The 21,046-nt window shown below is 64.1% G+C and carries 20 protein-coding genes and 2 pseudogenes; 8 read left to right on the top strand and 14 right to left on the bottom strand.

What is annotated here, in order from left to right; genetic code table 11:
* The first annotated feature begins 11 nt into the window (after positions 1–11).
* From ABLV49_RS20120 to ABLV49_RS20130, 3 genes and pseudogenes are all read left to right on the top strand, one after another.
* Positions 12–836 (top strand): MlaA family lipoprotein, encoded by an 825-nt coding sequence (locus tag ABLV49_RS20120; RefSeq protein ID WP_349279278.1) that lies wholly within the window; start codon positions 12–14, stop codon positions 834–836.
* A 26-nt stretch (positions 837–862) separates the two neighbouring features.
* Positions 863–1,771: a MipA/OmpV family protein gene (locus ABLV49_RS20125; RefSeq protein ID WP_349279280.1), complete on the top strand. Its 909-nt coding sequence runs from the start codon at positions 863–865 to the stop codon at positions 1,769–1,771.
* 533 nt (positions 1,772–2,304) lie between these two features.
* A pseudogene (locus tag ABLV49_RS20130) lies at positions 2,305–2,394 on the top strand (transposase); the annotation flags it as partial.
* Between the two features lie 15 nt (positions 2,395–2,409).
* Here the strand turns inward: ABLV49_RS20130 and ABLV49_RS20135 are convergent.
* The gene (locus tag ABLV49_RS20135; RefSeq protein ID WP_349279282.1) at positions 2,410–2,637 is read right to left on the bottom strand and encodes a hypothetical protein; all 228 of its coding nucleotides are present in this window, start codon (positions 2,635–2,637) and stop codon (positions 2,410–2,412) included.
* A gap of 67 nt (positions 2,638–2,704) precedes the next feature.
* Here ABLV49_RS20135 and ABLV49_RS20140 point away from each other — a divergent pair, with 67 nt between their 5' ends.
* On the top strand, positions 2,705–3,220 hold the full coding sequence (locus tag ABLV49_RS20140; protein WP_349279284.1) for a transposase: 516 nt from the start codon (positions 2,705–2,707) through the stop codon (positions 3,218–3,220).
* On the top strand, positions 3,217–4,293 hold the full coding sequence (locus ABLV49_RS20145; protein WP_349276567.1) for an IS3 family transposase: 1,077 nt from the start codon (positions 3,217–3,219) through the stop codon (positions 4,291–4,293). The genes ABLV49_RS20140 and ABLV49_RS20145 overlap by 4 nt, the downstream gene beginning before the upstream one ends.
* Before the next feature lie 36 nt (positions 4,294–4,329).
* On the opposite strand, the pseudogene ABLV49_RS26085 reads toward ABLV49_RS20145, so the two are convergent.
* Positions 4,330–4,428, bottom strand: a pseudogene (locus ABLV49_RS26085) (transposase family protein); the annotation flags it as partial.
* Between the two features lie 101 nt (positions 4,429–4,529).
* On the opposite strand from ABLV49_RS26085, the gene ABLV49_RS20155 reads away from it, so the two are divergent.
* Positions 4,530–5,306: an IS5 family transposase gene (locus tag ABLV49_RS20155; protein ID WP_349279288.1), complete on the top strand. Its 777-nt coding sequence runs from the start codon at positions 4,530–4,532 to the stop codon at positions 5,304–5,306.
* Positions 5,307–5,578: 272 nt separating this feature from the next.
* Here the strand turns inward: ABLV49_RS20155 and ABLV49_RS20160 are convergent, their stop codons facing one another.
* The 12 genes from ABLV49_RS20160 to ABLV49_RS20215 form a co-directional block, all read right to left on the bottom strand.
* Positions 5,579–6,064 (bottom strand): SgcJ/EcaC family oxidoreductase, encoded by a 486-nt coding sequence (locus ABLV49_RS20160; protein ID WP_349279290.1) that lies wholly within the window; start codon positions 6,062–6,064, stop codon positions 5,579–5,581.
* Between the two features lie 165 nt (positions 6,065–6,229).
* The gene (locus ABLV49_RS20165) at positions 6,230–6,520 is read right to left on the bottom strand and encodes a hypothetical protein (RefSeq protein WP_349279292.1); all 291 of its coding nucleotides are present in this window, start codon (positions 6,518–6,520) and stop codon (positions 6,230–6,232) included.
* A 285-nt stretch (positions 6,521–6,805) separates the two neighbouring features.
* Positions 6,806–7,303: a VOC family protein gene (locus tag ABLV49_RS20170; RefSeq protein WP_349279294.1), complete on the bottom strand. Its 498-nt coding sequence runs from the start codon at positions 7,301–7,303 to the stop codon at positions 6,806–6,808.
* Between the two features lie 497 nt (positions 7,304–7,800).
* Positions 7,801–8,877, bottom strand: coding sequence for a PDDEXK nuclease domain-containing protein (locus ABLV49_RS20175; protein WP_349279296.1), 1,077 nt, complete (start codon positions 8,875–8,877; stop codon positions 7,801–7,803).
* A 40-nt stretch (positions 8,878–8,917) separates the two neighbouring features.
* Positions 8,918–10,186 (bottom strand): cytochrome P450, encoded by a 1,269-nt coding sequence (locus ABLV49_RS20180; RefSeq protein ID WP_349279298.1) that lies wholly within the window; start codon positions 10,184–10,186, stop codon positions 8,918–8,920.
* Entirely contained in the window at positions 10,186–11,223 is a 1,038-nt protein-coding gene (gene bioB / locus ABLV49_RS20185) for a biotin synthase BioB (protein WP_349279300.1), read from the bottom strand. Before bioB ends, ABLV49_RS20180 begins: the two co-directional genes overlap by 1 nt.
* Positions 11,224–11,256: 33 nt before the next feature.
* Entirely contained in the window at positions 11,257–11,979 is a 723-nt protein-coding gene (bioD, locus tag ABLV49_RS20190) for a dethiobiotin synthase (protein WP_349279302.1), read from the bottom strand.
* Positions 11,976–13,205, bottom strand: a complete 1,230-nt coding sequence (gene bioF / locus ABLV49_RS20195; RefSeq protein WP_349279304.1) for an 8-amino-7-oxononanoate synthase — start codon at positions 13,203–13,205, stop codon at positions 11,976–11,978. Before bioF ends, bioD begins: the two co-directional genes overlap by 4 nt.
* A complete protein-coding gene (gene bioA / locus ABLV49_RS20200; RefSeq protein WP_349279305.1) occupies positions 13,171–14,577 on the bottom strand; it encodes an adenosylmethionine--8-amino-7-oxononanoate transaminase in 1,407 nt (468 codons plus the stop codon). Before bioA ends, bioF begins: the two co-directional genes overlap by 35 nt.
* A gap of 800 nt (positions 14,578–15,377) precedes the next feature.
* The gene (locus tag ABLV49_RS20205; RefSeq protein ID WP_349279307.1) at positions 15,378–15,677 is read right to left on the bottom strand and encodes a hypothetical protein; all 300 of its coding nucleotides are present in this window, start codon (positions 15,675–15,677) and stop codon (positions 15,378–15,380) included.
* Between the two features lie 301 nt (positions 15,678–15,978).
* Positions 15,979–16,635 carry a TetR/AcrR family transcriptional regulator gene (locus ABLV49_RS20210; RefSeq protein ID WP_349279308.1) on the bottom strand — a complete coding sequence of 219 codons (657 nt, stop codon included), beginning with the start codon at positions 16,633–16,635 and terminating at the stop codon, positions 15,979–15,981.
* A gap of 255 nt (positions 16,636–16,890) precedes the next feature.
* Positions 16,891–17,862 carry a LysR family transcriptional regulator gene (locus tag ABLV49_RS20215; RefSeq protein ID WP_349279310.1) on the bottom strand — a complete coding sequence of 324 codons (972 nt, stop codon included), beginning with the start codon at positions 17,860–17,862 and terminating at the stop codon, positions 16,891–16,893.
* A 92-nt stretch (positions 17,863–17,954) separates the two neighbouring features.
* On the opposite strand from ABLV49_RS20215, the gene ABLV49_RS20220 reads away from it, so the two are divergent.
* The gene (locus tag ABLV49_RS20220) at positions 17,955–19,304 is read left to right on the top strand and encodes an aspartate aminotransferase family protein (protein WP_349279311.1); all 1,350 of its coding nucleotides are present in this window, start codon (positions 17,955–17,957) and stop codon (positions 19,302–19,304) included.
* A gap of 517 nt (positions 19,305–19,821) precedes the next feature.
* Positions 19,822–20,982: a sugar ABC transporter substrate-binding protein gene (locus ABLV49_RS20225; protein ID WP_349279313.1), complete on the top strand. Its 1,161-nt coding sequence runs from the start codon at positions 19,822–19,824 to the stop codon at positions 20,980–20,982.
* Positions 20,983–21,046 lie beyond the last annotated feature (64 nt).

Genomic DNA, 21,046 nt, shown 5'->3' on the forward strand with positions numbered 1-21,046 from the left:
GAGAGACCTGCATGACCGCAACCCCTGCCCCATCCACCCCTGACGGCGACTTTTCAAAGCGCCAGGCCCTGCGCACCTGCCCGCCACTCATGCCGCTGGTGCGAATTTCGCGGATCAGCAAGCGTCTGGCCAGGCTGGCGGCCGGCCTGGCCTTGCCCGCCATCGTGCTGCTCGCCGGTTGCGCCACCGCCCAGCGGCCCGACCCGCTGGAGTCGCTGAACCGGGGCACTTTCGCCGTGAACGAAGCCGTTGACAAGGCGGTGCTCAAGCCGGTCGCCCGGACTTACACAAAAGTGGTGCCCTCGCCGGTACGCACCGGCGTCACCAACATTTTTTCCAATGTCGGGGACGTGGGCTCGGCGGTCAATCTGTTTTTGCAGGGGCGGCCCCGCGACGGCGTGTCGGACGTGATGCGCGTCGGTACCAACACCGTGTTTGGCGTGCTGGGCATTTTCGACGTGGCTTCTGCGCTGGGCATGAAACGGCACGGCGAGGACTTTGGTCAGACGCTTGGCCACTGGGGCGCCGGCCCGGGTGCCTACATCGTCTTGCCGCTGCTGGGGCCGTCAACCGTGCGCGACGCGCTCGCCCGGCCGGTTGACTCGCTGTTTTCGCCGCTCAACCAGATCGACAGCGCAGGCCTGAGCAACAAACTGACCGTGGTGCAGCTCACCAGCGGCCGCGCGCAACTGCTGCCGGCCACCGACTTGATCGATCAGGTGGCACTCGACAAGTACCTCTTCGTTCGCGAAGCCTATCTGCAGCGCCGACAAAGCCTGATCCGGGTCAGTGACGAGGCCGGCGGCCCCGCCACCGAACCGCTTGCCACTCCCTGATTTTTTTAACCCTCCAGGACCGTCCGATGAAAAATTCCATTCCCTTCAAACTTGCTGCTTTTTTCAGGGCCTTCAGCCGCCCGGAGGCGTCTATCCACCCGGCCGGCGCGCATGCGCCCGCAAAAATCGCGCCGCCGTTTCAGGCGCGCCCGCCAGCCAGTGCGATTTTCCGCTGGCTGGCCGTCGGCGCCGGGGCGCTGCTGGCGGCCGTGCTGTGCATACAGCCTGCGTTGGCCCAGGAAACCCTGGTGCCGGCCGACAGCGCCTCCCGCTGGGGCCTGGGCCTGGGTGTGGGTGTCGAGCGCAAGCCGTATCGCGGCATGGACAACGACACCCAGGCCTTGCCACTGCTGTTTTATGAGAACAAATGGGTCAGCCTGATGGGCTCGCGCCTGGATATCAAGCTGCCCTCGGCCGGGCCGGTATCGTTCGGTTTGCGTGCCCGTTACGCTGCCGAGGGCTACGAGGCTTCAGACTCGCCGGTATTTGCCGGCATGGCTGAACGCAAGGACGGCCTCTGGCTGGGCGCCGCCGCGGTCTGGCGCAATGACATCGCCACTGTCTCGGCCGAACTGCTGGGCGACGCATCGGGCAACAGCAAGGGACAACAAGCCCGGCTGTTGGTCGAGCGCGGCTTCAAATCAGGTGCGTTTGAATTTGTGCCCCGCGTGGCAGCCACCTGGCTGGACAGCAAGTATGTGGGCTACTACTACGGCGTCAACGCGTCCGAGGCCACTGCCGGGCGTGCCGCGTATGCGGGCAAGGCAAGCGTCAATCTGGAGCTGGGGCTGCGCACCAGCTACGCGCTGGCGCCGCGGCAGAGCGTGTTTGTCGATCTCAGCGTCATGGGGCTGGGCTCGGGCATCAAGGACAGCCCGCTGGTCGAACGCTCCAGCCAGAGCACCTTGCGCGTGGGGTATCTCTACCGGTTTTGATGCCATTCAGAACTGGCTGGCCGCGCCCCCACCGCCGACGCGGCAGGGACAGGCGCCACCTGGATCGGCATGATTTTTAGTAACTACTAACCCCCCCAAGCGACAATAGAGGCCGCGCAAAAACCCCAAGCAGCCCCATCCCCGCCCAGCTACAGCCAACTGCTGGAGCAAAACGCCCAGTTGCAGGGGTAGGTTCAAGCCTTGCGCAGTGGTTTGAGGCGCAGTGGCTGGCGCTGCCGGGCCGGGGCGAGCGGTTCAATCCGCGCCAGGAGCCGGGCGAGTCGTTTGCCGCCAAGCGGGGCAAACACAAGCAGAGCACGCAGTTCAACCTGCTGGCGCGCTTGGCACCAGTACAAGGATGATGTCTGGCGCTTCGCCACCGATGTGGGGGCCAGGACGTTTTTTGCCATCCGCTCGTATCTGCAGACCATGCGCAAGCAGCACATCAAGTTGTTTGACTGTCTGGTCAGCGTCTTTAGAGCGTGTTATGAACTCAGGGCTGATTTTTCCTGAGTCATCCCTAATTTCCGGGAATGACCAGAAAGCCCTACCCCAGCGATGTGAGCGACGAAGAGTGGAATTTCGTGGCGCCCTACCTTGCCTTGATTGACGAGCAGGCACCCCCAGGGCAATCGCACCTAAATTGATAGCACGCTGCAATCAAGCACCTTGAGCATATAAGCCGGATCCCAGCCAGCGCGGCAGCGCTTGCTTTTGACGCTGGCCTTCAGGCTGGTCTCGCGCTGAAGCTGGGTGAGCGCCAGGCGGCGCAGGCACGCCAGGTTGGCCGGGCCTTCGTCCCTGCGCACTTTGCAGGCGTCCTCCCTGAAACTCACGTCCAGCGACCAGTGCAATTCGTTCTCCACCCCCCTGTGTCAGACTAGTTGTCGCCTCCGATTTTCCGCGGGTTATCCGCAGCGCAAGCGACATTTCATGCACAGAAAACCTCATTCCCATCACTCCACCGAATTCAAGGAGCAGGCACTGCTCAAAGCCCGCCATCGCGGCGCGCGTTCAATTCTGAGCCTTGCCAGCGAGCTGAACATGTCTGCCGGCACCCTCAAGCGATGGGTGCTGGACTCGGCCAAGGCCGGCGAACAGGCACTCGGGGAGACAAGCCCTGCGCTGGACGGCCCGGCTGCATCTTGGTCGCCATCGCAGCGCCTGAGGGCTCTGCAGGAAAGCTACGCATTCAATGGCCCGGCACTGGCGGCGTGGTGCCGCGAGCGTGGTGTGTTCGAGCACCAGTTGGTGCAGTGGCGCGAAGAGTTTTGCACCCCGGTCGCGCCCGCCTCGCGCGAGGCAACGGGTGCCTTTCGAGAACTCCAGCGTCAGCACGAGCAGCTCCAGCGTGAATTGCGGCGCAAGGAAAAAGCGCTGGCCGAGGTAGCCGCCTTGCTGGTGTTGCAAAAAAACTTCCAGGCGCTGCTGGAGGGCGCGGACAAATGACGTCCGTCCAGCAGCGCCAAAAGTTGCTCGGCCTGATCGGCAAGGCCTGCGCCGACGGGGCGCGCTTGAAGCCGGCTTGCCATCAAATCGGGCTGTCCTGCCGTAGCGTGCAGCGCTGGCAGCGCACGCAGGCGGCCGAGGGCGACCAGCGTCCTTCGGGCAAGCGGCGCTATGTGTGCCCGCCCAACAAGCTGCGCGAGGACGAGCGCCAGGCGGTGATGGCCACGCTCAACAGCGAAGCGTTCAAGGACTTGCCGCCGAGCCAAGTCGTGCCTCGCCTGGCCGACCGCGGCGTCTATGTGGCCTCGGAGTCCACGATGTACCGAATACTTCGACAGCAGGGCCAACTGGGCCATCGACGCTCGGAGCGCGCAGCGCAAAAGCGAAGCCGGCCGCGCGCCCTTGCCGCCACCGGAGCCGATCAGGTGTTCTGCTGGGATATCACGTATCTGCCCACTCAGGTGCGCGGCCAGCACTTTTACCTGTACCTGTTCGAGGATTTGTTCAGCCGCAAGATCGTGGGCTGGCAGGTGTTTGACTGCGAGAGCGCCGAGCTGGCCAGCCAGTTGCTGCGTGACATCTGTGAGAGCCAGGGCATTCGCCCGGGCCAGCTGACGGTGCATTCGGACAACGGCTCGCCCATGAAGGGCGAGACCATGCTGGCGGCCATGCAGCGCCTGGGCGTGGCGCACACGCGCAGCCGTCCGTCCGTGAGCAATGACAATCCGTACGTCGAATCAGCGTTCAGAACGCTGAAGTACCGCCCCGAACTGCCTGTCAAGCCGTTCGAGAACCTGCTGGCCGCAAGGCGCTGGGTCACCGAGCTGGCCCATTGGTACAACCACGAGCATCGCCACAGCGCCATTGGCTTCGTGACACCGGCGCAGCGCCATGCCGGCCTGGACCGGGCACTGCTTGAGCAGCGCGCGCTCGTCTATGAACAGGCCCGCCAGGAAAATCCTCAGCGCTGGTCAGGGCAGCCTCGCCAGTGGGCGCATGTCGATGTCGTGCACCTCAACCCAGAAACCAAGCAACAAACCAAGGAGCCTGAATCCAAGCAAAAAACAGCCTGACTCACTTCACTTCAGGCGACAACTTCCTTGACAGCCACCGACCCAGTTATCGGCCCCGCCGATAACCGCGCACAGCGCAATCACCAAAATGTCCATCAGTTCATGGCGCCGTGTGCGCTCGATGCGAGGATCGGGCACCTGCCGCAAGTGCTCCATCAGGCTTGTCCCGGTGCTTTGCGTCATCAACAATTCAGGCTTCCCAAATCACATGACTATAGTTTCCTCCCCCTTTGCGCTTGGCTTCTTCAATTCCTGCTATCAATTTAGGTACGATTGCCCTGCAGGCACCCCAGCGGCGCTACAGCCTGCGCGAAGTGTTCAATGCGCTGCGCTGGCTGGCTCGGGCAGGTGCGCTCTGGCGGCTTGTGCCTCATGACTTGCCGCCCTGGGCGGTGGTTTACCAGCAGTTTCGCCGTTGGGATGAGGCAGGCTGCTTTGAGGCGATGGTCAACGACATGCGCTCAATCATCCGCGCTGCCCAAGGCCGCCGGGGCCAGCCCAGCGCCGTCATCCTGGATGGCAGAACCCTGCAAAGCAGCTGCGAAAGCGGACCGCGTGCCGGTTACGACGGCTACAAGCGGCGCAAAGGCAGCAAGGCGCATATGGCGGTCGATACGCTGGGCCACCTGATAGCGCTGACGGTCACGCCTGCCGATGAGCAGGAGCGCAGCCAGGTCGATGCGTTGTGCCGGCAAGTGCAACAGGCCACCGGCGAGACGGTCAAGCTGGCCTGGGCAGATCAGGGCTACACGGGCGAGCAGGCCAGGAGCGATGCGGCTGAAAATGGAATTGATCTGCAGGTGGTCAAGCTGCCCGAAGCGAAGAAAGGCTTTGTGCTGCTGCCCCGGCGCTGGGTCGTGGAGCGCAGCTTCGGATGGCTGGCCCGCTTCAGGCGGCTGAGCCGCGATTTCGAGCGCATGCCCGAGGTGCTGGCCGGGCTGCATTTCGTGGTCTTTGCCATGCTCATGCTGCCCAAGGCAGCCATGCTTTTGGTTTCAGGAGCGAGTTCATAACACGCTCTAAAGCCAACCCCATCAAGCCTGACTTTGCGGTTTGAACTGGGCTTGGGGGTGGTTAGTAGTTACCATTTTTCGGTATTTCAAGGCTTTTGCGCACGTCTGCATTGCGAAAGCAGCTATTTATTTGATAGCGATTCAGATGGAAAGACGCGCCTGATCGAGGCTCTTCGATCTTCGACGGGCAAGGTCACTTTTGACTGGCCGGGAAGCGGCTCTTTCAGCGTTTGGCAGGGGATTTGCCGCGAAGAGTCAGGCCCGTTGGCGCCTCAGTTCTTCTCCGGCATCGCGGAAGAGTGGTGACTTGTGATCAGCCACTGCTTTCCGTCCCACCTGTAGGTGTAGGTGTAGCGAGCCTTGACTTGAGCCCCCGTGGTGCCAAAGGTGAAGGTATAAAGTCCGGCATCGACGGCGGTGTTGCAACCCATCTCGATGGTTCTTGAATCGATCTTGCCAACGGGCTTGTTTTCGAGGAAGTGATGGAAATAGTCCTCCTTCTCGGCCGCCGTGAGTCGCGGCTGGTTCGATACGGTGGGAAGGAGGATGGAGCGGTCGGCGTAGTTGGCGACAACCTGGTGCGGATCGCCGGTTTGCAGCGACCGATTCCATCGGTCAAACAAAGCCGCGATTTCCTGCTCGTTGCTTGCCCTGCAAACCTCTGTTCGTGCTGGCGCGGTTTCGGACCCGGATGGGGCTGACGCGCAGCCTGAAAGAACGGCGGCGAGCACTGCTGACAGGACATAGGGATTTCTCATGGGCGATCCTTTAAGGGTGATTGAAAAAAGGTCAGCGCCTAGCGAATCCGCTGCATCACGAAAGTCCGTTCAGGCGCAGGAAAGCAGTCAGTCGCTTCATCCGCAAGCTGATTCTCGGCGCAGACTGATCCGAGCCAGCAACAGTATTGCCTGCGACAGCGCGCGCTAGGTGATCTGAACGATGACCGGACCTTCCGCGACGACCGGCGGGCTCGCGTGGGCATTCGAGGCATTTTTCTGGATCCAGTCGCGCGCGACTTTCACGCTCTCGTCGGCGCCGGCCTTGTCCGTGCAAACAGTCACCGACATGCCGCCATCACCCTGACGCAGCAGCGTGTAGCTGACGAGGCCAGGCACTTTGCGCAGGGTGGCTTCAATGTCGGCCTTGTGCTCTTCCAAAACATCGAACAGCTGCTGTGCGCCAGCACCCGAGTAGGTTCTTACAACCGCATGCATAGTCATCTCCCTTGTGAGTTAGTCCTGATGCCCATCCAGATCCGCCGATAGCCGCTATCGCTTGGGTTACATCCGCCTCGCCAGGAAACAGCCTCGGGTTCGACGCGAACCGCGTCTTCGGCAGCCATCATGGGTCGTGCCTGAAATTCAAAAACAGGCCAAATCAGCATAACCTGTGGACGCCAACGCAGGGTCGCAATCGTGTAACGGTTATCGACAGCCTGTGGCCGTGTCGGGCTGGTGACACGGCCCACACGGCCCATGCCGGGGAGCGCTTTTGCTGCCTCAACTTGAGGATAGGTTTTGGCCCAGCCGCGCCGCCTCTATCGCGGCGATGTCGATCTTTTTCATGGTCATCATCGCGTCGAACACGCGCTTGGCCGCCGCGCGATCAGGGCCGGACAGCGCCGTGGTGAGGGCGCGCGGGGTGATCTGCCATGACAGGCCCCATCGGTCCTTGCACCAGCCGCACGCGCTTTCCTGGCCGCCATTGCCGACGACCGCGTTCCACAAGCGGTCGGTCTCAAGCTGGTCGTCGGTCGCGATCTGAAAGGAGAAGGCTTCGCTGTGCTTGAAATGCGGGCCGCCGTTCAGCCCGATGCAGGGGATGCCGGCGACGGTGAACTCGACCGTCAGGACATCGCCCTGCTTGCCGTCGGGATAGTCGCCCGGCGCGCGGAGGACGGCGCCGACGGCGCTGTCGGGGAAAGTCTGGGCATAGAAGTTCGCGGCGTCAACGGCGCCGCCCTCGTACCACAGACAGATCGTGTTCTTGCTGGTCATTTCGTGTCTCCTGAAGCGTTGATCACCCGGCATCCGCCGCCGTCCCAACCACTCCCATCGTACGCATCGCGCAAGCCCGGTCAGTCGGAGGGGACTGATGCCGTTGTAGGGATCCGCCGATGCCGCGCACGCTCGCGGCGGGCGCGGGCCGCTCGACAGACCCGGCGCGCCAGGATGGCACCGATACGCTATTGATTCATGAGCTGCTTGCGCCCGTTCCTATTGCACAAAGCCCCTTTTCATCATGAAAATAGTGACCACTCCAGCAAAATGCAAGCAAACCCAAAGAGCGTCATCCCCGCGCAGGCGGGGATCCAGCAACGAGGGTTGAACGCTCACACGGGCCTGGATTCCCGCCTGCGCGGGAATGACGGACGACTGAAGCGGAGGAGTTCATCAAAACGGGGTTCAGCAGGCCGCGAATCACCTCGGGGCGAAATCCTGCGCAATGAACACCGACGGCACGGCGCGCGCATTGGTGGGCTTGCCTGGGTGGGTCATTGGGAATCGTTTTCTTCTTTAAATGCACCGTCGTTCGCCAGTTCGCGCTCGATCTGTTCAATGCTGGGCAGGCTGGTTTGCAGTTCAGTTGGCAAGGATTCGAGCAATTGGTATTCGGCCACGCCCAGCGGTTGGGTATTGGTGCGCAGTGCGTATTCGGCAACCACCTTGTTTTTGCTCTTGCACAGCAGCAGGCCAATAGTGGGGTTGTCTTGCGGGTGCTTGACCTGGGCATCCACGGCCGTGAGATAAAAACTCAATTGACCGAGGTGTTCGGGTTTGAATTTTCCGCCCTTGAGTTCGATCACCACATAGCAGCGCAGCTTGAGGTGATAAAACAGCAGGTCGATGAAAAACTCGTCACCGCCCACGTCCAGCAGCACCTGCCGCCCGACGAAGGCAAAGCCCGCGCCCAGTTCCAGCAGGAACTCGGTGACATGCTTGACCAGGGCGTTTTCGACCTCGCGTTCCTGTGCCTTGTCCGTCAGGCCCAGAAAGTCGAAACGGTAGGGGTCTTTCAGCGACTCTCTAGCCAGGTCGGACTGCGGCCTGGGCAGGCTGGCCGCGAAGTTGGTGACCGCCTTGCCGCTGCGCTCCAGGAGACGGGTTTCAATCTGCATCACCAGGATGTTGCGCGACCAGTTGTGCTCGATGGCTTTGGCCGCATACCAGCGGCGGGTCTCAGGGCCAGGCAGCTTGTCCAGCAGCGCCAGCTGGTGATACCAGGGCAATTGTGCAAGCACCGCTTGCACAAATTGCGCATCCGGCCAGGCCTCGGCAAAGGCGCGCATGTACTTGAGATTGCGCGGCGAAAACCCCTTCATGGCGGGAAAGGCGGCGCGCAAATCATGCGCCAGCCGCTCGATGACCTTGGCGCCCCAGCCCTGCGCGGCCTGCCGCGCCAGAATGTCGCACCCGATCTGCCAGTACAGCAGCACCAGTTCCCGGTTGACCGCCAGCGTGGCGCGCTGCTGGGCGGTGTGGATACGGCCTTTGAGGTCGGCCAGCCAGTCGGCGTAGCCCTCGGGGGGTGGGGTCAGGCTGACGGGCTGATCACTGGAGGTCTGGCGCATGTTTTATTCCCTCGGGTTGTTTTCATCATGAAAACAGGGGTCAGCAAGCCGCCACGTTGCGCACCGGCAGCGCCAGCAGCCCGCGATAAACCGGATTGCTCCCCCACTGCGGCGCGGCACCGGCCAGGCACAGCCCCGGCCAGCGCCGCAGCACCTGGCCAAACACGATCTCGGCTTCCATCAGCGTCAGCGCCGCGCCGATGCAGACATGCGCGCCGGAGCCGAAGGACATCGAGCCGCCGTCGCGCCGGGCGATGTCGAGCTGGTCGGGCTGCGCATAGCGCGCCGGGTCGCGGTTGGCGGCGCCGATCAGCGGCAGCACCAGGTCGCCCCGGCGCAGCAGCTGGCCGTGCAGCACCAGGTCGGTCGTCACGCGGCGGCCGGTGTATTGCACCGGGCTGTCAAAGCGCAGCAACTCACGGACAGCGCCGGGCAGCAGCTCGAGCGATTGCTGCAGCTTTTGCCACTGCGCCGGATGGCTGAGCAGCGCCTGCAGGCCGTTGCCCAGCAGGTTGCGCGTGGTCTCGTGGCCGGCGAACAGCAGCATCGCGCATTGCGCCAGCAGCTCAGGCCCGCCCTCGATCTCGCCGGCGGCTTCGGCCAGCACCAGGCGGCTCACCAAATCGTCGCCGGGCGCCTGGCGCCTGCGCGGCAGCAGCGCCTCGAAATAGCGGCACATCGCCAGCAGGCTGGTCTGGGCGCGCCGCGCCTGCTCGCGCTCGGGCTGCGCGGCGCCGATGAAGGTCGCCAGGTCGTCCGACCAGACCATGAAATCGTCCTGCGCCGCAGCCTCGATGCCCATGAGCCGGGCGATCACGCGCACCGGCAGCGGGCGGGCGACGGCCTGCATGAAGTCAAACGGGGTGTTGCCGGTATTCCTGGTGCTGGCGGCTTCGGCGCGGTCGAGCAGCTCGCCCACCGCCTGCTCAATGTGCGGCGCCAGGCCGCGGATCACCTCGGGGCGAAAGCCCGCGTTCAGCACCTTGCGGATGCGCGTGTGGTCGGGCGCGTCGAGGAACAGCAGCGCGCGCGAAAACAGCTTTTGAAAGCCGCTCAGCTCGCCCGGCGCGTCCTCGCGGTCCTTGACCCAGGCGCCGGTGCGCTGCGCGGAAAAGCGCGGATCCTTGAGCACCTTCTCGACATCGGCATGGCGCGTGAGCAGCCAGGCACCGCCGAAGAACTCGTCGCTCCAGTGAATCGGCCCGGCCTCGCTGAGCGCGCGGTAAGTTGGGTACGGATCGGCGAGGAAGGCCGCATCCACGATGGGGCGGCCCAGCGCGCCGGCCGGTGGCGTCAGGACGGCATTCATCAGCCTTGCACCGTGGCGGCGGGGCGCTCGCCCTGCACCTTCAGGCCCAGGCGCTCGAACAGCTGGCGGTCCTTGTCGGCCTGCGGGTTGCTGGTGGTCAGCAGCCGGTCGCCGTAAAAGATCGAGTTGGCGCCGGTCAGGAAGCACAGCGCCTGCAAGGCTTCATCCATCTGCTCGCGCCCGGCCGACAGCCGGACCATGGTGCGCGGCATGGTGATGCGCGCCACGGCGATGGTGCGCACGAACTCGAACGGGTCCAGCGGCGGGGTGTCGGCCAGCGGCGTGCCTTCGACCGCCACCAGGTTGTTGATCGGCACCGACTCCGGATAGGGCTCCAGGTTGGCCAGCTGCGCCACCAGCCCGGCGCGCTGCGCGCGGCTCTCGCCCATGCCGACAATGCCGCCGCAGCAGACGTTGATGCCGGCGTCGCGCACATGGCCCAGGGTATCGAGCCGGTCCTGGTAGGTGCGGGTGCTGATGATGCTGCCGTAGAACTCGGGCGAGCTGTCCAGGTTGTGGTTGTAGTAGTCGAGCCCGGCGTCCTTCAGCGCCTGCGCCTGCTCGGCTTCGAGCATGCCCAGCGTCATGCAGGTCTCCAGCCCCAGGCCGCGCACGGCGGTCACCATCTCGGTGACGCGCTCCATGTCGCGCTCTTTCGGGCGGCTCCAGGCCGCGCCCATGCAAAAGCGCGTCGCGCCCTGGGCCTTGGCGGCCTGCGCGGCGGCCATCACCTCGTCGAGCGGCATCAGCTTGCTGGCTTTCACCTCGGTCTCGAAATGGGACGATTGCGGGCAGTAGCCGCAGTCCTCGGCGCAGCCGCCGGTCTTGATCGACAGCAGCGTGGACAGCTGCACCTCGTTGGCGTCGAAGTTCGCGCGGTGCACCTGCTGGGCGCGAAACAGCAGGTCCATGAAGGGCAAGGCGTACAGGGCTTCGATTTCGGCGACGCGCCAGCGTTGCGGGGCGGCGGCGGCATCTGGGCGGGTAGGCAGGGAGGAACGCAGCGTGGACAGGGGAATGGTGGTGATGGAGGTCATGGATTGGTTTTCAGCAAAATGAATGAAAAACGCTCAGCGGGGGCTGAGCAGCTTGGCCAGCGCGGCGCTGTCCAGATGAGCGGCAATATACGCCGGTCCGGGCACGGCCAGCCGGGGAATCACGCCCAGGCACGGCGCCCGGTGGCGGCGCATCAGTTCATGGCGCAGGCTGGCCAGGTTGCCTTCGCTGTGCGCCATCGACGGGTCAATGGTATTGGCGACCCAGCCCGCCAGCGTAAGGCCCCGGCTTTGAATGGCTTCGGCGGTCAGCAGGGCATGGTTGATGCACCCCAGGCGAAGCCCCACCACCAGGATGACCGGCAGCCCCAGGGCGCGGGCCAGGTCGGCCGTGTCCCATTCCTGATCGAGGGGCACGCAAAAGCCGCCGACGCCTTCGACCACCAGCACATCGGCGCGTTGCGCCAGCGCCTGCGCGTGCCGGACCAGCCAGGGGCCGTCAATCCGGCGGTTTTCCAGCGCGGCGGCAATGTGCGGCGCGCAGGCGGCCTCGAACTGCAGCGGCCCGACTTCGGCGTCGGTGAGCGGCACGGAACTGGCCTGGCGCAAGGCCCGCACGTCGTCGTTGATGCGCTGGCCGTTGATGAGCGTCGTTCCCGCCGCCACGGGCTTGAGCCCGGCGCTGCGCCAGCCCTGGGCCGCGCACCAGTGCAGCAGCGCCGCGCTGATGCAGGTCTTGCCGATGTCGGTGTCGGTGCCGGTGACGAAGCAGCCGTGCAGCGCAGGGGCAAGCGTCATGGCTGCGCTCCGGCCAAGTCCTTGCCGGCCTGCGCCAGGGCATCGACGAGCTGCTGAACATCGTCCGCGCTGTGCGCGGCGCTCAGCGTGATGCGCAGCCGGGCGGTTCCCACGGGCACGGTCGGTGGGCGGATGGCCGGCACCCACAGGCCCTGCGCATCGAGCGCGGCGGCCAGCGCCAGCGCGGCTTCGTTGCCGCCGACGATCAGCGGCTGGATTGCCGTGGCTGAATCGGCCAGATGCCAGCCCAGCGTCGGCAGCGCGGCGATCAGTTCGGCAAGCTGGCTGCGCAACTGGGTGATCAGCTGCTGCAGGTGCGCGCGCCGCTGCTCGCCCTCGGCGCTCTGGATGAGGCGCAGGCTTTCGCGCAGCGCATGGGCCACGGCCGGCGGCGCGGCCGTGGTGTAGATGTAAGGCCGGGCGGTCTGCACCAGCCAGTCGATGATGGCCGGATGCGCGGCGACAAAGGCGCCGCCCACACCGGCCGCCTTGCCGAGCGTTCCCATGCAGATCAGGCGTTCGCTGCACAGGCCGAAGTGCGACAGGCTGCCCCGGCCCTCTTCGCCCAGCACGCCAAAGCCATGCGCATCGTCCACCACCAGCCAGGCATCGAAGCGTTCGGCCAGCGCCAGCAGCTCGGGCAGGTCGGCCACGTCGCCGTCCATGCTGAACACCGCGTCGGTGACGATCAGCTTGACGGGCGTGGTGCAGGCCGCCAGCTGGCGCTCCAGCACCGCCAGGCTCTTGTGGGCGTAGCGCTGCAGCGTCGCCTTGGCCAGCAGCGCGCCATCGACCAGCGAAGCGTGGTTGAGCTTGTCGGCAAAAATCGTGGCGTTGGCGCCGCCCAGCGCGGTCAGCAGCGCCAGGTTGGCCATGTAGCCGGTGCAAAAATACAGCGCCTGCGCGTTGGGGATGCACGGCGCCAGCCACGCCGCCAACTCCTCTTCGAGCGCGGCATGGGCCTGGAAATGGCCGCTGATCAGGTGCGAGGCGCCGCTGCCCGCGCCGTAGCGCTGGGCGCCTTCGGCCAGCGCCCGGACCAGCGACGGGTGGTTCGCCAGCCCAAGATAGTCGTTGCTGCAAAACGCCAGCAGGTCGCGCGCCGGCTGGCCGCGCTGGCTGACCCGCTGGCGCGGCGCGCACGGCGACTCGGCGATGCGGCGCTGGCGCGTGAGGCCCTGCGCCTGGCGCTCACGCAGTTGGTGGTTCAGGTAGTCGATCAGCATCGTCGGGCCTCTGGTTGAGAACATCGTCAAGGGTGGCCAGCACGCGTCCGGCCAGCCAGGCGCACAGGCCCTCGTCCAGCAGGTAGGGCGGCATCAGGTACACGGTGCGCCCGATGGGGCGGATCAAGAGCTCACGCTCGCGCCCGGCCAGGTGAAAGCGTTCGGCGAAACGAAAGCCGGCGAAGGGCTCGCGAACGTCGAAGGCCCAGATCATGCCGATCTGGCGGAAATGCTCGATGCGCGCATCGGTGTGCAGCGGCGCCAGCGCGGCGGTCAACAGCGCGGCCTGCGCCCGGTTGCGCTGCAATACGCCGTCGTGCTCGAAGCGGTCGAGCACGGCCAGCGCAGCGCGGCAGGCCAGCGCGTTGCCGGTGTAGGAGTGCGAATGCAAAAAACCGCGCGCCACGTCGTCGTCCAGGAAGGCCTCGTAAATGCTGTCCCGCGACAGCACCAGGGAGAGCGGCAGGTAGCCGCCGCTGATGCCCTTGGACAGGCACACCAGGTCCGGCCAGATGGGCGGCTGGCCCGGCAGCGCGGCCTGCTCGAAGGCGAAAAAGCTGCCGGTGCGCCCGCAGCCCACGGCAATCTCGTCGGCGATCAAGGTCACTTCGTACTGGTCGCACAGCGCGCGCGCGGCGCGCAGGTAGGCGGGGTCGTGCATCGCCATGCCGGTGGCGCCCTGCACCAGCGGTTCGAGGATCAGGGCGGCGATGTGCTCGTGACGCTCTTCCAACAGGGCCTGCAGTTCGGCTGCGGCGCGCAGCGCGACATCGGCGGCGCTCTCGCCCGGCAGCGCCTGGCGGGCGTCGGGCGACATCACCTGGTGCGAGCGCATCAAGAGCGGGTCGTAGGCGTCGCGAAACACCGCCACGTCGGTGACAGCCAGCGCGCCCAGCGTCTCGCCGTGGTAGCCCTGGCGCAGGCAGACGAACTCGCGCTTGGTGCTGCGCCCCCGGTTGCGCCAGTGGTGAAAGCTCATCTTCAGCGCGATCTCGACCGCCGAAGCGCCGTCGCTGGCGAAAAAGCAGTGGCCCAGCACGCCGCCGGTCAGGGCCGACAGGCGCTCGGCCAGCTCGACCGCCGGCGCGTGGGTGCAGCCGGCCAGCATCACATGCGGCAGCGTGTCCAGCTGCTCCTTGAGGGCCGCATTGATGCGCGCATCGGCATGGCCGAACAGGTTGACCCACCAGGAGCTGCTGGTGTCGAAGTAGCGCCGGCCGGTGTCGTCGAACAGCCAGGCGCCTTCCCCGCGCACGATGGCCAGCGGCGGCACGGCCATGGCGCGCTGCATCTGCGTACACGGGTGCCAGATGGCCCTGACGCTTCGGCTGGCCAGGTCTTGCGGCGGTGAAACTGGGGTGGAATGGGACATGGTGGACTTTCAGGGCGGAGGCCGAACCGCGCGGCAGGCCTTCAGGCCGCCATGCACGGCGGCAAAAGCCTCAAGGGTAGCGGGAGTCGGGAATCGGTCGGGCGCTTGATTCACGCAGGGAAGGATTCCCAAAGATAATTAATAATTCAAAATCCCAGAGCATACTAGAATGCGCCGCCTCAAGGTCAACTTGACCCGGCAAGCCCAGGGGTTTAGGGGCAACCAGCCGCCGCCAGAAGCGCCTTGGGATTCAAGCGGGCAATTGTCAGCAAGGTGCGCGCCGCACCGCTCGAACGCCGGGGTTAGGGTTAGGCGCTTGCTGCATGACGTGCCCTTCTAAGACCGGCGACCAAGGCCGTGAAGGTGACGCATAGGCCCACAGCGGTGACCAACTCCGTTGGGGATGGCGGAAAAACAAGAATGAAGCCCTTTCCCTTGATGAGGGATGAAAAGCTTGAAACGCAAAATGGCATTGCGAACAAGCGAAAGGTTTGCCACTTGTCTCTTGCAGCTGAACCCAGGCCACCAATGCTGAGAATTAGGGCCACGCCGATGACTGCACTGATACCCATAGAGTTCAGCCAGATGCTAGGCGCTGGGTCGAAATGATGAAGCACTGTGCTTGTCCACCAGATGAGATAGCACCAAAGCACAATCTTTCCGTTGGCTAGGTTTGAGAGGTACCGGATGACTGGAGTGACAAGAAGCATCTTCAAGCGCCTAACCTTTGAGCTCAGCCGCGTCCAACGGCGGCACGCCGTTGCACGTCGGTTGGAGCGAATTGTTAAAGTGCAACGCGTTCATGGCAGCAGCTCGGTGACAGTGCCAACGCCTACGATGCGGCGCCCTTCCAAGACCTGGAACTGGACCCCAACTTGCAGGTCGGCGTAATCCACGCTCGGTGCATAGGAAAACCTGACCTTTGCATTGACGCCCACGCCAGGCGGAACCGGCTCATTCGGCCCATCAAAGAACTCGATGCCCAGATATTCTCCATCTCCGACGCGGAAGTGTGGCCGGTACGGTTCGGTGATGTAGGTGACAGCTCGGCCGCCTGCCTTTGCATCGATGAATTGAACGTGGACTCTTGCTCCCGGCACGCTCGTTCCTTGCGCTTTAACGCAAAGCACTGCGGCACAACATATCAACTTCAACCAAAGAAACTGTCATTTATCGTTGTCTCCCTTGGACAGCCAGCTACATTAAAAATAGCGGCAAACCTGGCAGAGGTTAAAAACTGACCAGATCACTGTTCAGGCCGATTGTCGGCCAAAGGTTGTGGTTTCAACCTCAACTATTTTTAGAAAAACCTCCCACGCAATGGAAACCGGCCACCCACCCGGTTTCATGCATTAAATACACCTCCAGCGCAATCTCCACCTGCGCAACAAGCTACTCTTTTCATAGCAACCCACAGCCCCGCAACAGCAGCGACACCACATGCTCGGTGGCCCGCGCATGGGCTGCCGGCGCCAGGCTCGGCGTGCCCAGCACGGCGCTGACCTGCACCTCTGAATCGGCATAGGTCTGGGTGGCCGCCCAGATGGTGAAGAACAGGTGCGTGCTGTCCACCGGCGCCATGCGGCCGGCGTCGATCCAGCCCTGGATGACCGCCGCCTTGTCGCGCACCATGCCGCTCAGCTCGGTCACCAGCAGCTCCTTCAGCACCGGCGCGCCGTGCAGCAGTTCGTTGGCGAACACCCGCGAGGCGTGCGGCCGCTGGGCCGACAGCGCCATCTTGGCGCGGATGTAGTGCTCGATGGCCTGGCGCGGGTCGGCCTCTGGCGTGATGACGTGGGCCGGCAGCAGCCAGTCGGCCAGGGTGCGCGCCAGCACCCGCCGGTACAGCGCCTGCTTGTTGCCGAAGTAATAGTGCAGGTTGGCCTTGGGCAGGCCGGAGGCCTCGGCAATCGCGGCCATGGTGGCCCCGCCAAAACCGGCCCCGGCAAACACCCGCTCGGCCGCCGCCAGGATCAAGGCTTCGTTGGCCTGCCGAATCTGGCCTTTGGCGGTTTCGTCGGCGGCATCGGCCGGGGGAACGGAGGACAAGGGAATCATCTTGGAAAAAGATCCTTATTCGGACACCGCTCCCGGCCGGCGACTTGCAAAAATGGGCTGCTGTTTGTTGGCCCTGAAGAGCTATTTTCATGCCATGGCCATCACGCGCCATGGATCTGGCAAATAACAACTTCCCGTCCGTCATTCCCGCGAAGGCGGGAATCCAGCGACACGGGCTGAAACGCTCAAACGAGTCTGGATACCCGCCTTCGCGGGTATGACGCAGGGAAGTTATTGCTGACCGCATCCTGGCATTCATGGCACGTTTTTTTGGTGCGCCTGCAGCAGGCACTGCTGAAAGGCCAGCGTCACGCGCGAGGGCGCAAGCGAACGCCGGGTGATGCCCACGAAGGTGCATTCGTAGCGGAACAGCGCGGGTGAGACCGCGCGCATCTGGCCGGCGGCCACGAAGCTGGCGGCGTAGTGGTCGGGCAAAAAACCCAGGAATTCGCCCGACAGGATCAGCGTCGCCACCGATTCCTGGTCGAAGCCGGTGGCGGCCCGCACCAGGCGTTCGCGGTGGCTAATTTCCATGTTCGGCGAGTGGTAGCCCAGGCCGGCGAACGCATGCGCCCGCAAGCCGGCCCAGTCCAGCCCGGCCTGCGGACGGGTAAACAGCGGATGCGCCGCGCCGGCATACAGCAGCATGGTTTCGCCGAACAGCTCGTCATAGACCAGCGTGTCCGAATTGCGGTGCGCCGGAATCACGCCGGCCTGGAAGGTGCCGTCGATCACGCCGCGCTCGATCTGGTTGATGGAGCCGACATGCAGGCTCAGCGCCACGTCGGGCGCCTGCCGCCGGAACAGCGCAATCGCCTGAGCAATGCGCGCCGCCGGGTTGCTGGCGGTCTTGTCGAACACGGCAAGATGGATGTGCCCGCCCATGCGCTGGTGGATGTCGTCCACGCTGTGCCGGAAGGCGTCGGTCGAGGCCAGCAGGCGCAGGGTTTCGGCGTAGATCCGCTCGCCTTCCGGGGTCAGCGCGAAGCCGCCCCGCCCGCGCCGGCACAGCGTCAAACCGAGCCGGATTTCCAGGTCCTTGACATGCCGGCTGACGGTGGAGGTGCCGATGTTGAGTTCGAGTTCGGCCGCCGCCATGCCGCCGCATTCAACCACCGCCTTGAACACGCGCAGCAGGCGCAGGTCGATGTCGCCGACCTGCCCCAGCACTGCCCGGCTCTTGGTGGTGCTTGATGCAGGAGTTCTCGTCACTTGCTTTTCTTGCATGAATTGCTAACTGAACATGGCTATTTGTATATAGATAAGAGTATCAGATCCATCAACAATGGCTCATCGTTAACCTGACCGGAGCTTTTTCCATGGACATGACCGATTCCACACAGCTGCCCCGCACGCGACTTGACGCCGCCTGGCTGGACGCGCACTGGATGCCCTACAGCGCCAACCGCAACTTCAAGGCCAACCCGCGCATGATCGTCAGCGGCAAGGGCGCTTACTACACCGACAGCGATGGCCGGCAGATTTTCGACGGCCTGTCGGGCCTGTGGTGCTGCGGCCTGGGCCATGCCAGGAGCGAACTGACCGAAGCCGTGACGCGCCAGATGAACACGCTCGATTATTCGCCCGCCTTCCAGTTCGGCCACCCGCTGTCGTTCGAACTGGCCAACCGCATCAAGGAACTCACGCCCGCCGGGCTCGACCATGTGTTTTTCACCGGCTCGGGCTCGGAGTCGGCCGACACCTCGCTGAAAATGGCGCGCGCCTACTGGCGCACCAAGGGTCTGGCCAGCAAGACCCGGCTGATCGGCCGCGAAAAAGGCTACCACGGCGTGAATTTCGGCGGCATCTCGGTCGGCGGCATCGGCGCCAACCGCAAGCTGTTCGGCCAGGGCGTGGAAGCCGACCACCTGCCGCACACCCAACTCAAGAAGAACGCGTTTTCGCGCGGCATGCCGGCCGAGGGCGCCGAGCTGGCCGACGAGCTGCTGAACCTGATCGCGCTGCACGACGCGTCGAACATTGCCGCCGTCATCGTCGAGCCGTTCTCGGGTTCGGCCGGCGTTGTCGTTCCGCCCGTGGGCTACCTGCAGCGGCTGCGCGAGATTTGCACCGCGAACAACATCCTGCTGATTTTTGACGAGGTCATCACCGGCTTTGGCCGCTGCGGCGCCTTCACCGGCTCCGAGGCTTTCGGCGTCACGCCCGACATCCTGAACATTGCCAAGCAGGTCACCAACGGCGTGCAGCCGCTGGGCGCGGTGGTCGCCAAAAAAGAAATCTACGACACCTTCATGGCGGCGGGCGGGCTGGAGTACCTGCTCGAATTCCCGCACGGCTACACCTATTCGGCGCATCCGGTGGCCTGCGCGGCGGGCCTGGCGACGCTGGACATCCTGCAAAAGGAGGACATGATGGGCCGCGTGAACGCCCTGGCGCCGTATTTCGAGAATGCGGTGCATGGCCTGAAGGGCGCCCGACATGTCACCGACATCCGCAACTTCGGCCTGGCCGCCGGCTTCAGCATCGACGCCCTGCCCGGCGAACCTGCGCGCCGGCCTTACGAGATCGGCATGGCGATGTGGAAAAAGGGCTTTTACGTGCGCTACGGCGGCGACACCATCCAGCTGGCGCCGCCCTTCATCGCCACGCCCGAGGAAATCGACCGCCTGATCGACGCCTTGGGCGAGACGCTGATGCACACCGACTGAGCGGCGGCGCTACAGGCCTACCATTACTCCTGATTTCATAGCTGCTTGCGCACGTCCTGATTGCGCAAGAGGCACTTTTGGCATGAAAAAGCGGTTTTAAAGCCACAATCAGGCTGCCAGAGGGCGTGAAAGCGCTGCCTAGGAAGGAAAAACCACTGATTTTCAGCATCAAATCAGCCTCTGGCGCAATGAGTACGGGCGTAATCAGCTATGTAATTCATAGCATGGCCAAAACCCTGTCTATTAATAGACGGCATTTCTGAAATTTCTACGTCCCCAAGTTCCCTATTTTTGCTGGTTTGATGCGGACCGCCATGGCCGCCATGCCACAGGGCAGCACGCACAAAGAAACATTCACTTACGCCATAACGACAAATATGACAATGTGGAAAACGCCTTAACGCTGCAGCCTATGAATGTGATCTGATCACATTGCAGCAAAAAATGATAAAAATAATAAAAACGTCTCTTATCTTGCAGTTTCCACACGGTGTACCCAACCCATAAGGAGACGTAGATGAGTTTGAAGAAGACGCTGCAAGCCGCCGTGGCCACTCTGGCGCTGGTGGCCGCCGCCCAGACCCTCGCCAAAGACGTCTATCGCGTTGCCGTGATCCGCTGGGCACCGACCGACATCTACTTCAACGGCGTGCAGATGGGCCAGGAACTGGAGCGCCAGCGCCTGGAAAAAACGCATGGCGTGAAAATCGAATTCCGGGTTTTCGGGGCCAACGACGTGACCCAGCAGCGCACCGAGATCGAAACGCAGATCTCGCGCGGCGTCGATGGAATGCTGTTCGTGCCGTGGCGCGGCGAAGTGATGCGCAGCCTGGTGACCGACCTGTATAAAAAGGGCATGCCGGTGGTCACGAGCAACGCCTTGGTGCCAGGTGCGCCGCAGACTTTCGTCGCCTTCGACAACCGCCACGCGGGACGCCTGGGCGGCGAGGCCATCGTGCGCCGCCTGACCGAACTGCGCGGCGCCGACTGGCCCAGCAAGGGTGGCGTGATCATCGAGCTGCGCTGCATCATCACCGCCTCGTTCGACATCGGCCGCCACGAAGGCTACCGCTCGGTGTTCGACCCGCTCGTCAAGGCCAATCCGAACCTGAAGATCGAAACCCGCGAAGCCCGCTGCGATGACGCCAAAGCACACAAGGCGGTTGATGAGCTGATCTCGCGCCATGGTGCGGCCAGCGTGCTGGCCGTGGCCAGCATCGACGGCACGATGGGCGTCGGTGGAGCGGTGCGGGCACTGCAAGCCCAGGGCCTGCTGTACCCGTTCGAGGATCCGCGCCACATTCCGGTGGCGACCGTCGATGGCTCGCTCGTCGAACTGCAGGCCATCGCGCTCGGCCACATCGACCACGTCTCGGTGCAGCCGGCCGACGGCGAAGGCGTGCTGTCGATGCGGCTGCTGTTCGACATGATGAAAGCCGGCAGGCCGATGGCCAGGGCCGACAAGGCTTCGACCATCATGGCCGACAGCAAGGAACTGTGGGCGCCGGTGCAGGTCGAGCCGGGCACGGCCTTTGATGGCGCCTGGTACCGCACCAAGGCCTTCAGCGTGCCCTCGGACGTCAGCTACGACGATCCGCGGCTGTGGTCGATCCAGATGTACAAGCTGGAGAACGGCGGCAAGGCGCCCGACCTGATCGGCGGGAAGTTCAAAAACTGAGCCACACGCTTGCGCATTGCGTGCAGCCGGTTGCGTCTTCTATTTCATCATTTATCGAAAAAGA

It is taken from the genome of Polaromonas hydrogenivorans, from assembly GCF_040105105.1.
GTDB classification, from domain to species: Bacteria; Pseudomonadota; Gammaproteobacteria; order Burkholderiales; family Burkholderiaceae_C; genus Polaromonas; species Polaromonas hydrogenivorans.